Annotated in this window: 9 protein-coding genes and 2 riboswitches; of the genes, 8 read left to right on the top strand and 1 reads right to left on the bottom strand. The window is 54.0% G+C overall.

The features are described 5' to 3' along the window. Positions 1-104: 104 nt before the first annotated feature. Complete coding sequence (locus tag Q9245_RS15855; RefSeq protein WP_305898070.1) at positions 105-2,315, bottom strand: hypothetical protein; 2,211 nt, start codon at positions 2,313-2,315, stop codon at positions 105-107. Between the two features lie 434 nt (positions 2,316-2,749). On the opposite strand from Q9245_RS15855, the gene Q9245_RS15850 reads away from it, so the two are divergent. From Q9245_RS15850 to Q9245_RS15815, 8 genes are all read left to right on the top strand, one after another. Next, on the top strand, positions 2,750-3,856 hold the full coding sequence (locus tag Q9245_RS15850; protein WP_305898069.1) for a M14 family zinc carboxypeptidase: 1,107 nt from the start codon (positions 2,750-2,752) through the stop codon (positions 3,854-3,856). Next, on the top strand, positions 3,856-4,593 hold the full coding sequence (locus tag Q9245_RS15845; protein WP_305898068.1) for an alpha/beta fold hydrolase: 738 nt from the start codon (positions 3,856-3,858) through the stop codon (positions 4,591-4,593). The genes Q9245_RS15850 and Q9245_RS15845 overlap by 1 nt, the downstream gene beginning before the upstream one ends. 140 nt (positions 4,594-4,733) lie before the next feature. Beyond that, the gene (locus tag Q9245_RS15840; protein WP_305898067.1) at positions 4,734-5,492 is read left to right on the top strand and encodes a GNAT family N-acetyltransferase; all 759 of its coding nucleotides are present in this window, start codon (positions 4,734-4,736) and stop codon (positions 5,490-5,492) included. After that, complete coding sequence (locus Q9245_RS15835; RefSeq protein ID WP_305898066.1) at positions 5,489-6,325, top strand: 1-acyl-sn-glycerol-3-phosphate acyltransferase; 837 nt, start codon at positions 5,489-5,491, stop codon at positions 6,323-6,325. The genes Q9245_RS15840 and Q9245_RS15835 overlap by 4 nt, the downstream gene beginning before the upstream one ends. 77 nt (positions 6,326-6,402) lie before the next feature. Then, on the top strand, positions 6,403-8,016 hold the full coding sequence (locus Q9245_RS15830; RefSeq protein WP_305898065.1) for a methyl-accepting chemotaxis protein: 1,614 nt from the start codon (positions 6,403-6,405) through the stop codon (positions 8,014-8,016). A 60-nt stretch (positions 8,017-8,076) separates the two neighbouring features. Further along, a riboswitch (glycine riboswitch) is annotated at positions 8,077-8,163 on the top strand. Further along, a riboswitch (glycine riboswitch) is annotated at positions 8,164-8,262 on the top strand. A gap of 21 nt (positions 8,263-8,283) precedes the next feature. Then, complete coding sequence (locus Q9245_RS15825) at positions 8,284-8,901, top strand: trimeric intracellular cation channel family protein (RefSeq protein WP_305898064.1); 618 nt, start codon at positions 8,284-8,286, stop codon at positions 8,899-8,901. A gap of 171 nt (positions 8,902-9,072) precedes the next feature. Continuing rightward, positions 9,073-10,821, top strand: coding sequence for an alkaline phosphatase (locus tag Q9245_RS15820; RefSeq protein ID WP_305898063.1), 1,749 nt, complete (start codon positions 9,073-9,075; stop codon positions 10,819-10,821). After that, on the top strand, positions 10,818-11,987 hold the full coding sequence (locus Q9245_RS15815) for a metallophosphoesterase (RefSeq protein ID WP_305898062.1): 1,170 nt from the start codon (positions 10,818-10,820) through the stop codon (positions 11,985-11,987). Before Q9245_RS15820 ends, Q9245_RS15815 begins: the two co-directional genes overlap by 4 nt. Positions 11,988-12,147: the final 160 nt, after the last annotated feature.

Raw genomic sequence — 12,147 nt, 5'->3', positions numbered from 1 at the left:
ACCATCGGTTACGGACTGCCGGACTTCGCAGAGGAACTCAACTACGGAGTCGATCTATCAACCATCTGAGGGTGGTATCAGATTGATGGGGTGAAGGTGCCCCATCAACCATTAAATCCGTATACCCACAAATTGTTGGGCAGCCCCCAGTCGAACAGCGAACAACTCAGGTCAGCGGCATCAGCCATTGAGTGCCAGCGAAGATGATCATCAAGAAGAAAGAACAACGGTATGCTTGGCGTGGCCGGACGCCCTTGGGCCGTTTCAGCTATTTGTTCCGCAAACTCTGGGCGATGGGTACCAACAGCCTGACTCAAGTGGTTCAGATGATTAAGATAGAGCGTCAGCAACCCCATCGCAGCCTGCGGTAATGGCACCAAACGACCGTTATGAAGCCCGTCATCATTCTTGTCGTTGATGTAGACGCACCGGCGTGAGAACGAGAAGTGATGAATCGATTCAAACGGATCCCTCAACGGGCGGGCGCCGCTTGCTGCGTAAAGTGCCGTTACAACGTACTGGGCCAACGTGTTGTGATAGAAAACAAGCCCTCGTCCTCTTGCTTGCTCGAGATTTTGCGTGGCTTGCTGAATTTCCTCGGACAGAACCGACTCAAGCGGGGCCAGAAGACTTCCGATGACATGAAGGGAATCTTGCTCGCTGGGCCCTTTCGTTACTTCTAGCTGTAAGCCTTTTTCAATCGCTTTAACGTCCCAAGTGGCATAGCTACAAGCTCCCGGAAGTGCGCTTCTCGGATGTGACGCCAACAAACGCGAAAAGCTGAAGTCTCCGCTTCGGCCGAATAACTGCTGCCCCTTGCATTGCGCCAACTTTGCGCTGGTGACCCGAGGAAAGTGCTTCTCAGCCTGGCCATTGAACCAGGTTTCCAGCTTGATCTCCGACAGCTTATTCCAGACCGCCCCCAGGGTGAGCTCCCCGCCAGACTCGTTGGCATCAACCACCCATTCCAGGGACTGCTTAACTTTTTCTGGAACGATGATGGTTAGATCGTCACGGAATGGCTCGACGAGATTCCGACTAACCTCATCAGGACGCCACGCACTGTGTCGTCTCGGCGATCGCCGCTTCAGAAACATGAAGTCTGGACTCAGGCTCCATTCATCGGCCATCTCGGTCCCAATTGGTATTCGCTCAACCAGCTGAAGTGACCGAGATAACTGTATGGCTGCCCAAACCAGAACACCGCCAAACCGGTCTCTCCTGTCCATCGTTTGCAATGTGCGCTCAACCCAGGACTCGACCAACTGAACCTCAGGAGGCAAAAGGCTATCCCAGGTCCACGGCAGATAATGGGCCAACTCCATCGTCTGCATGAACACACTTCCGGAGCTAAGAGTTTGCTGGGCCGCACTATCCGTTGGGTCAACTTCGGTGACGTACGAAATGGCTTCGCCCTCACCGTCATCAGAAACCGAGGGGATAACACTGTACGCCGAGTCTCCAGACTCGAACGGCAACTCATCAATCGGGGAGGACTTGGATTTTAAATGAAGGGGAATCGCCGGAGTTTTTGCTGAAGTTCGCGACTCGATTTGGCGACACGAGCCACTTGCGATGGAGAGTATCGCATTGAGAAATTCGTTATGGCTTTTCGGGCGAGACTTTACTTCCCTCATCACACCTGCCGCATTCTCCATTGCAGAGGTGAAGTTCTCAAAGGAATGTGGAGCGGAGCCGATCAGCTTCTTTGTTCTACCCAGCAACTCGTCGATCAATGCCCAACGACTGTCGAGCGAATCGGCTTGTAAGAACCTGGCCGCACTGCTAACGGAGGTATCGGAAACACAACCGAATTCAATGAGTCGAATAGCTGCCTGAACAATGAGCCAGATACGCAAGCGCCGTCGATTACAAAAGACCTCTTCATCCGTGTTAACGGCCAGCGGGTTAACAATCAAGCTCAACAAAAAAGTTCGGCTTGCGAGATCTTTGAACTGTCGCTTGTTTCTCTTAGCACCCCCGCCGTGCCCAATGCTGGGGTAGAGTTTGGGCAACCTTGAATCAGCAGCAAACCCGTCAGCGAATTTCTTTAGCTCGTGGACAACTGGGTTGAATGACCAGTCTGCGAGGATGGACTCGGATTCAGGATGCCGTAACTCCTGGACCAGGTTTTCAAAGCCAACCGTGAACTCGTCTAAGCCGAGGATGTGGAAACTCAGCTCGACTGGAAACTCCAGCCCTTGGTCCACCGCCCAATGACACAGGTCACCAAAGCGCTCTCCGAGCCTTAAGGTCATATTGTCCGCAGTAGTCGCTGAAGATCTGTGCCAATCCTGCACGACGTTTTTTGTCATTGATCGCTCTTAATACCATGGCGAAATTATGAGCAATCATCTCTTATCATGTGATTTCATGCAACTTTAGGCCAAATAGCGACTATTTATTAGTCGCCCTTGGTGTCCTTCTCATAACCGTTGGTTCGAATCCAGCCCCCGCTACCATATAAAAGAAAGGCAGATCAGTAACTTACTGGTCTGCCTTTTTTGCTTTCTGCGTCTTGAGATTCCTCTTTGTACGTCTACGCCCGAGTTTCCCAGAGGGCACAAACTGCTGCGCCGGGCTTGTGCAATTCATGGCGAGGTTTGTCACCTATTTGTAGCAGTGCTGACACCTGGACTTCATCTGGTTCCGTTATCTTTGACGAAATTGCCAGAGGTAAGTTTGATGATGTCCGCAATGACGCCGTTCGCCGGCTGCAGGCGCGCACCGAGTGATGTGAGATGGGCTCATGACTGAACTTAGCGACCTCACTCACATCAAGGCGGTGCCGGAACAACAGGGATTGCGTGATGGAAAGCAGCGGAGGCAGTTGCGCAGGCGCTTACCTGAGTTGATCGAGTTGGAGCGCACCCTCGCTGAATCACCAAAGCAATTTTCAGTGCAGGTGAGCGCAAGCATTCAGGTGGGTTCACATGAGTTGCCAATTTACCGTGTCGACGTCGGCGATGCGCCAGCGGACCGTCCTGCGCTGCTGTTGCTGGGCGGCGTGCACGGGTTGGAGCGCATCGGCACCCAGGTGGTTACGGCATGGCTGAAAAACCTGGCCAACAGGCTGCGCTGGGATGAGCATCTGGCAGAACTTCTACAGCAGGTACGGTTGGTGGTTGTGCCCCTGCTCAATCCTGGCGGTATGTATCTCGGCCGGCGCAGCAATCCTGCCGGTGTGGACCTTATGCGCAATGCGCCCATTTCGGCGCAAAGCCCGAGCACCTTTCTGGTGGGCGGACAGCGAATATCACCGTTACTGCCTTGGTACAGAGGCAAACTCGATCAAGGGATGGAGCCCGAGAACCTGGCTTTGCAGAGTATTATCGAAGAAGTGTTGCCGGGGCGGCCATTCAGCGTATCGCTCGACTGTCACTCAGGCTTCGGCTGGCGTGATCAGATCTGGTTTCCCTACGCTTACCGACGCCGGCCAATGCGTAACATCTCGTCTGTTATGGCGCTGAAGCTGCTTTGGGAGCAAGCCTACCCCCATCACGACTATCAGTTCGAGCCGCAATCGGAGCATTACGTTACCCATGGGGATTTGTGGGACTACTTTTATAAACGCCACAATCGGCAGGCCAGTGCCCCGTGGCTTCCGCTGACTCTCGAGATGGGCTCGTGGCGCTGGTTGCGCAAGCGTCCCCGCCAGTTGTTCAGCCGGGAAGGGCTGTTCAATCCGCTGGTGACTCACCGTCATCATCGGGTTCTTCGCAGCCATATGCTTTTGTTTGATTTCCTGCTCAATGCAAGTGCGAATTACGACAGCTGGCTGCCTACCCCTTCTGAAGGTGAGTGGCTGCGGGCTGCTGCCAGAGCGCATTGGTACAGTAAGGGCGAGAACCTGTAATGGATTGGTTGCTAATTCGAGGGCTGGCAAGGGAAAGTGCTCATTGGGGTGACTGGCCAGAGCAGCTTCGACGGGCACGCCCCGGAGATACATTTCATACTGTTGACCTGCCTGGCACTGGGCTGGCTCGGGATTTTCGCTCGCCGAACTCCATTGCGGAGGCTCGCCAGTTCGCTGACCGGGTAACTCGCTGGTTGCCGCGCCCGGTTGGGCTGATTGGGCTGTCTCTCGGCGGTATGGTGGCGCTGGATTGGGCACTCAATCGGCCTGCAGATTGCGCGAGTCTGGTGCTGATTTCTTCCAGTTCCAGATTGAGCTCGCCCTGGCGGCGCATGCGCCCAGCTCAATGGGCGCCCGTTATGCGCATGCTGGCACAAGCCGACAGTGATACGCGGGAACGCGCGATTCTGGCTCTTACGAGTAACCGCCCCATTCGTGGAGAGGTTGCTCAGCAATGGCAGGCAATTCAGCGTGAGCGACCGGTTCGGCGGGGCGATGTGATTCGTCAGCTCTATGCGGCCTCCTGCTATAAACCACCACTTAAAGTTCCAAAAATGCCCACCCTTGTGCTGGCGAGTTATCGCGATCGCCTGACAGACTGGCGTTGCAGCCGGGATTTGGCCAAGGCGCTTGAGTGTCCTCTGGAGCTGCACCCTGACGCAGGTCATGACTTACCATTGGACGACTCACCGTGGTTGATCGAGCAATTGAATGCCTACTTTCCAGTCGATGAGTGAGTCCAGGCTCGCACTGACGGAACTGTCATCGCTTCATCGTAATTTCTTCATCTGCCTGTAAAGCTCCGTCTTTAATCTCGGCTTAAATCGGTCTGCTGTTGGTCAGCGGGCGGCGAGTCAGCCATTGAAGGGGTTAACGAATGCAGAGTCAGTCCAGAGCATCCAGCAGCGGCCGAAAGCTTACCTCCGGTGTAGCTAAGGAGTCGGCCCAAATTATTGCAGCCCAACAGCTAAGGTATGAGGTATTCACCAGCGAATATGGCGCGGATATGAAGACGGATACCGGTATTGACGAAGACCGCTTTGACCCTTGGTGCGAACACTTCGTGGTTATGAACCAAAACGGCGAGGTGGTGGCAACCACGCGGCTTCTGCACGGTGAGATAGCTGAAAAAATTGGTGGTTTCTATTCGGAAGACGAATTTAATCTTGATCGACTGAAACAGAATCCCGGCGTATTTGCGGAGCTAGGCCGAACCTGTATTCGCAGCGATTTCCGCTCGGGAGCGGCGCTGAGCATGCTGTGGACCGAAGTGGCGCGGTATCTGGTTCAGGAAGGCATCGATTACCTGCTGGGCTGCGCCAGCATCAGTATGCTTGATGGCGGTTACAAGGCATGGCGAGTCACCCAACAGATTCAACAGGAATACCTGGCCGCAGAGGCGTTCCGAGTCACGCCCAGGCGTACATTGCCGCATCTTGCCAGCCAGAACACGCAAACCGACAAAATTGTGATTCCGCCGCTGATCCGCAGCTATATGCGCTTGGGTGCTGAGGTGTGTGGTGATCCCTGCTGGGATCCTGCTTTCCGTTGTGCGGATCTGCTGGTGTTGTTGAACGTAGATAATCTGGCCGCCCGTTATGCGCGGCGCTACAACCTGGAGGCCAAGATCGCTTGAGCAAACTAGAGCGGATGGTCGAGAGAGTTCGGTTCTTCACGCGCCTGAGTGCGTTTTTAGTTTTTTTGTTGCTCAGTATGGCAACCCTCGGTTTGGTTCGAATTATTGAATTTTGCAGCCGGCAACGAATCGACCGAACCGTTCTGGTGAATGTGTATTCTGCTGGTTTATGCCGGTTGTTGGGCATGCGCATTCAGACTCGCGGTTTGGTGATGGAAGGCCCGGCTTTGCGTGTGTGCAATCATGTTTCTTGGACCGACATTCCCATTCTGGCTGCGGGCCTTCCTTTACGATTTTTGGCCAAACGCGAGGTGGCCTCTTGGCCCATCATTGGCTGGATTGCTCGTGAAATCGGTACGATTTTTGTGCGGAGGGGGGCAGGGGATTCCGCAAAGGTGCGGCAAACACTGGTGTCGGCTCTGGAGGGCGGAAGTTCAGTGGTGGTTTTTCCGGAAGGAACCACCACCACCGGTGCAGGCGTGAAACGGTTTCACCCGCACATGCTCGGGGCGGCCATCGAGGCTAAGTGCCCGGTGCAGGCGATTACGATTGCTTACCACCGGGATGGGCAGCGCGACTGGTTGGTGCCGTTTACGGGTGACGATGACTTTGTTGCACACCTATGCCGCCTGTTAAAAAAGCCTGCGGTGCGAATGGATGTTCTGTACCACCCACCGGTGACAGTTTCCGCCAGTGACAATCCCGCCGACTTGGCCCAATTGTTCCACCAGCAAGTCAGCCAAGGGTTGGTGACTTTGCGTGAAGAGTATGAGCCCGCGGCGGCTCGTCGTACACCTCTGAATCATAAAGAAAGTGCTACTGAACCCGGTTAGATTCAGGTGTTTTGTAGCAAAATTGTCATCATTGCTCTCTAGGCTCGTCATGAACATTTCGAAAGGCAGTTCACGATATGAGTCTTACGGTCCGTCAGCGGTTGGTGGTGTTTTCCGGATTTTGTTTGATTGCGCTCTCTGGCCTGGCATGGCTTTCTGTGTCAGTGGTGGGGGAGGCTCAAAAGGCAACGGACCGTCTGGTTCGGGAGCAAATGTCCGATGTGTGGTTGCTGACGGATCTTGATCGTAGCCATCGTCAACTCAAAGACCTTGCTTATAAGATAAAAGCTCAGCTTTTATTGTGGAACGAGATCAACGAACAGTTCGAGGAAACTTCCGGCGCTATAAGATCGCAATGGCAGTCTGCGCTTGATAACCCCCGCTTGCAGAGTTGGGCAGAGGAGAACATGGCGGCACATCAGGTGGTTCTGGATCTTCTTGTGGCGCTGAAACAACCTATTGATGAGAAGAGCTACTATTCCGCCGGGAAAGTTGTCGATTTTCAACTGCACAAAGCGGTTGATCCTATGCTGGCAGGCATAAATAGCCAACGCTCGGTGGGTCGTCAGCAGGCGCATGCAGGGTCAGTATCCTTGATCGAGTTTCTCGAACAGAAACAGTATTTGATACTCGCCGGTTCGTTTTTTGTTTTGCTTGGCGCTTTGCTTCTCACCTATTGGCTCCGCCGGACGGTAACCACGAGGCTTCAGTTGATCGTGGAGCGCCTCAGGATCATGGAGGCAACGTCAGACCTTTCCAGGCCACTTCCAATTTCCGGGCGCGACGAGGTAACGGCCGTTGCGCAGGCTATCAATGGGTTAATAGCCAAATTCTCCGTGTTTGTAGAGGACGTCACCGACGCCGCTGCCGCTCTGCAGCAGCGTTCTGGCAATCTGGATGCGCAGGCTGATGACGTTCAGACGGCTTCAGAGCATAACAACCGGCAAATTCATGATGTGGTGTCATCTATGAGCGCTATCACGGAGAGTGCTGGTCAGATTGAGCGCTCCGCCGAGTTTTCCCGGGCTCAGGTTACGGATGCCGTCAAGGGCAATCAGGATGTTCAGGCTCTGCTGCGGGAGAGTGAGCAGGCCGCTGAACACGCCGTTGAGGTGATTAACCGAGTGGCAGGCGCCATTGAAGCGCTTCGTGGATCCAGCGAAAAAATAGAGAACGTCATTGGTGTGATTGCTGACATTGCCGAGCAGACAAATTTGCTGGCTTTGAACGCTGCCATTGAGGCTGCTCGTGCCGGGGAGCAGGGAAGGGGCTTCGCTGTTGTTGCAGATGAAGTGCGTAATCTGTCCCGCCGAACGGGGGAATCCACCACTCAGGTGCGTCAATGGGTTGGCGAGTTGATTAGCCAGGTTGATGGCGCTCATGGGTTGCTGGGCGCGACCCGTGAGGCGGGTAACTCCAACCGGGAAACCTTGGGGATTCTGAAAAATCACCTTCTGGAGCTCAAAAAGACCTTTGACGAGCTGAATCACTTTACAAGTGACGTTGATGAAGCGATTGCCGTTCAGCGTGATGAGATAGGTCGTGTGGGACGGCGAGCGACTGCGCTGGGTGAAAGTTCGGAGTCGCTGCAGCAGCATATTGGCAGCACCAAGGCGGTTAGTGAGCAGCTACGGGAACAGTCCGAATCATTAAGAACCCTGATTGCGCGTTTTCAAGTTCAAAAAGCCTGAGCGAAAAAAGCGGGTTCCTCTCTGAGTTGCTCGACGCCCTGCCGGTGTCTATTTATAATGCCGCGCTCCGCAGGAGAGTGGGCTTGTTAGCCCCGCCGAAGGCGCAACCTCCCATAAACGCTCAGGCACATGTACTGCGGGCACCATTCAAAGCCGTCTGGAGAGAGGCTGCCGAGGCAGTCCACCGAAGGGGCAAGCAGAACCGGGTTCTGTAAACTCTCAGGTATCAGGGACAGGGGGAGAGGCAACAGAAATGCAGGACCCTGTATGTTGACCTCTATCTATATGATTGCCATTACCGCTGAAGCTATGTCCGGCGCCCTTGCCGCTGGTCGAAGAAATATGGACCTGTTCGGCGTGGCGGTGATTGCTTTTTTTACTGCCTTGGGCGGTGGCACCGTCCGAGACATTCTTCTGGGTAACTTTCCGGTGACCTGGACCCAGCATCCGCGCTATATCTACATGACCATTGCCGGAGGTCTGGTGACGGTTGTGCTTGCGCGTTTCATGCGGCACCTCAACCAGCTTTTTCTCATTCTGGATGCTGTGGGCCTGGTGGCCTTTACTGTGATCGGTTGCAATGTCGCACTGAGGTTGGGGTATGACACCGTTGTCGTTGTGATGGCTGGCATTACCACCGGCATCTTTGGCGGTATTATTCGAGACATTATGTGCAACCGCACCCCTCAGGTACTGCGTCATGAACTTTATGCCAGTGTTTCCTTAATTGTCGCTTTGCTCTACCTGTTTCTGGTTCACGAGAGTGTAAGTGAGAACATTACGCTGCTCGCCGCCTTCAGCGTTGGTCTTTTGATGCGTATGGCGGCCATTCGTTGGAGCGTTTCACTGCCGGTATTCAGTTATTCACCGTCCCGCTGGGAATAGCTTCAGGACTTCTGCCTGCTCGACATAATTGGCCAAGGCGCACGCTGTCTTCGTTTCTATTACCATTTCGAAAAACGTGACATAAGTTCACATTAGCTCCGCTCGAGTCATAAAGCTGACACATATTCAGGTCATGCTTGCGGCCAATCGAAATCATCGCGGGAGTAATGGATGAAGCGTAGGGACTTTTTGGTGAAAAGCAGCACTGCCGGCGTATCGCTGGTGGCTTTATCTGCTTGTAACGGAGCGGGGTCTGGCGGAACTGACGTTGTTGCAGCGTCCCCTAACGGTAATAGTGGCTCTTCTGACGGCGCTGGAGGGCAAGGTTTCGTAAAGCCGGCGATGCCGGAATGGGGTGGCCCTTCGCCGTTTCAGCATGGCGTTGCAAGCGGCGATCCCTTGGCCCGACAGGTGATCTTGTGGACCCGGATTACGGCTGACGGGCTGGATGAAGTGCCGGTTATTGTCCGTGTCTCGCGAGATCCCGAGCTTAACGATGTGGTATACGAAGGCGTTGGTTATGCGCGCTCACAAGCCGACTACACCGTCAAAATCGACGCTATGCTTCCTGATGCGGATACCACCTGGTTCTATCAGTTTGAGTCTCTGGGTTACTTCTCGCCGATAGGGCGGACCAAAACAACGGCCCACGCTCATGAGTCTGTTGAGCATGTGCGCCTGGCTGTCATGGCCTGCGCGAATTATTCGTACGGATTCTTTAACGCGTACCGAAAAGTGGCGTTTCGCCGTGACCTAGACGCCGTGCTTTTCCTTGGCGACTACATCTACGAATACGGTCCCGGCGAATACGGCGATCCCGAGGTTGAAAAACTTCGCCCGCTCGACCCTCCCCATGAGATTGTCAGTTTGTCCGATTATCGGCGTCGATATGCGTTAAACCGTACCGATGAAGATCTTCAGGAGTGCCATCGACAGCACCCGTTTATCTGTGTCTGGGACGACCATGAAATCACCAACGATGCATGGTCTGGAGGTGCAGAGAACCATAATGAGGGAGAGGGCAGCTATGCGGACCGCAAACGGGCTGCGGTGCAGGCCTACTATGAATGGATGCCGATAAGGCCCGTGTTGCCTGACCGGCAAGTTCGTATCTACCGGTCGTTCGAGTTTGGCCAGCTTGCTTCGCTGATGATGCTGGATACCCGTCTGATCGGCCGCGATCAACAAACCGATTCCCCGGTCACGGCTCGTGACCGAAACCGCTCTCTGCTGGGCGATGACCAGCAGACGTGGTTGTTCGAACAGTTGGAACATTCTCAAACCCGTGGTGCCCATTGGCATTTGCTGGGCCAGCAAGTGATGTTGTCTCCGCTAACGTTGGGCGCTTTGCCCGATATGCCCAACCTGGATTTGGGCGGTGGTGCGCAAGTGAATTACGACCAATGGGATGGCTATGAAGCCAGTCGCCGTGCTTTGTTAGGGCGTATCGAGGCGATGAGCCTGGATAATGCAGTGGTATTGACCGGTGATATTCATTCCTCATGGGCGATGGATGTAAGCCTCGATCCCGGTAACTGGTTTGCCTATAACCGGTTCACCGGCGAGGGTTCCTTAGCGGTTGAGTTCGTTACCCCGGCTGTTACCTCGCCTGGAGCGCCCTCCAAAGAAATCTCGGACTTGGCGAAGGCTTATCTGATTCCGGCAAACCCGCACATCAAATGGCTCGACTTTTACCATCGCGGCTACATGGTTCTGGATGTCACGCCAGAGCGGTGCCAAGCCGATTGGTTCCATCTGGATACCGTGTCCGAGCCTAGTAACCAAGAGCATTTTGCGATGGCTTGGTATACCGCAAGTGGTGATAACCATATCCAGTCTAGCAAGGTTCCCTGCGCGCCCAAGCGCAATGCGCCCCCGTTGGCGCCCGAACATAAAGTACAAAAGGAGGCTCTGGCATGAGTAATGATCGCCGCGCTTTTTTGCGCCAGTTGTTGATTGGTGGTGCCAGTGTTTCCGCTTTGGCCGCGTGTGGAGGGCAAGGTGGTTCCGATGGTGGAGAAGATCAGCCTAACGATCCGCCAAAGGTGAGCCCCGGAACGGATGTGCCGCCTGTTGAGCCCGAGAGTGAAACGAGAACGGAGTCACTGAGTTTTATTGCTATCGGAGACATGGGTACCGGCAATATTGGCCAGTATCATGTGGCAGAGGCCATGCGACAGATTATCCGAGATCAGGGGTGCGATTTCGTGCTTGGTGCCGGGGATAACATCTACGAAGACGGTGTCACCTCAGTCGATGACAACGGATTTTTGGATAGCTTTGAATATCCGTATCAGAACTTGGACGTTCCCTTCTATATGTGCCTGGGCAATCACGATTGTGCGAGCACCATATTCGGCGGTGGTTCCGATAACCAGCGTGGTGATTATCAGGTGGATTACCACTACAGCGACAAAAAGTATTCCACAAAGTGGCGTATGCCGGCACGTTTTTATAAGGAGTCCTTTGGGCAGTTGGCGCAGGAAAAGCCGTTTCTCGACCTGTTTGTGGTGGATTCCAATCCGTTGACCAGCTTTTATACCGACTACGATGAGCGGTTCAACTGGCAAAATTATGGCTACCCGCAGCAGTTATGGATGAAAGAGTCGGTTAACGAAAGTCAGGCCCACTGGAAAATTGCCATGAGTCATGTGCCGTACCTTTCGAACGGTAAGCATGGTAATGCCGGTAATCTGGATGAAGGCATGCGGCAGATCTTTACGAACCCCGATGCTGATGGTCAGCGTTATAAGTTGTTCCTCGAAGAGGCGTTCAGCAACAAGGTGGATATGTTGGTGACCGGCCACGACCACTCGTTACAGTGGATTAAGCCGGTAGAAAGCATGGGCCCTGCGCACATCATCGTGTCTGGGGCCGCTGGCAAAACCGATAAGTTTCAGGACCCGGAGCGCAACGCTACGCACTATCAGGCGGAAAATGAGTTGGGATTCGTCTGGGTCAACCTGACTGAAGAACGTATGTTGCTGGAATTTTATTTGGTGAACGAGGAGACCGGCGAGTTTCGCTTGGGGTATTCGAGAGAAGAGACTAAGCCTGTTTCCGTAAAGGAACCCGTGCCTGCGTGAGTCACAGTTAAAGAGCCGGGTGTTTGCCCGGCTCGAGCTAAAACTTTCGGCAAGCGAGTTAGAATTTTGTTGACTATAAAAATTCCATAAGAGTATAATTGCGCTAGGGCATAGCTGGTGGTTCCAAAAAGTCTTAACTTTAGGCCTTTGAGTTCCTCAA

It is taken from the genome of Marinobacter sp. MDS2, from assembly GCF_030718085.1.
Taxonomy (GTDB): Bacteria; Pseudomonadota; Gammaproteobacteria; order Pseudomonadales; family Oleiphilaceae; genus Marinobacter.
This window is presented reverse-complemented; position numbering and strand designations above follow the sequence as displayed.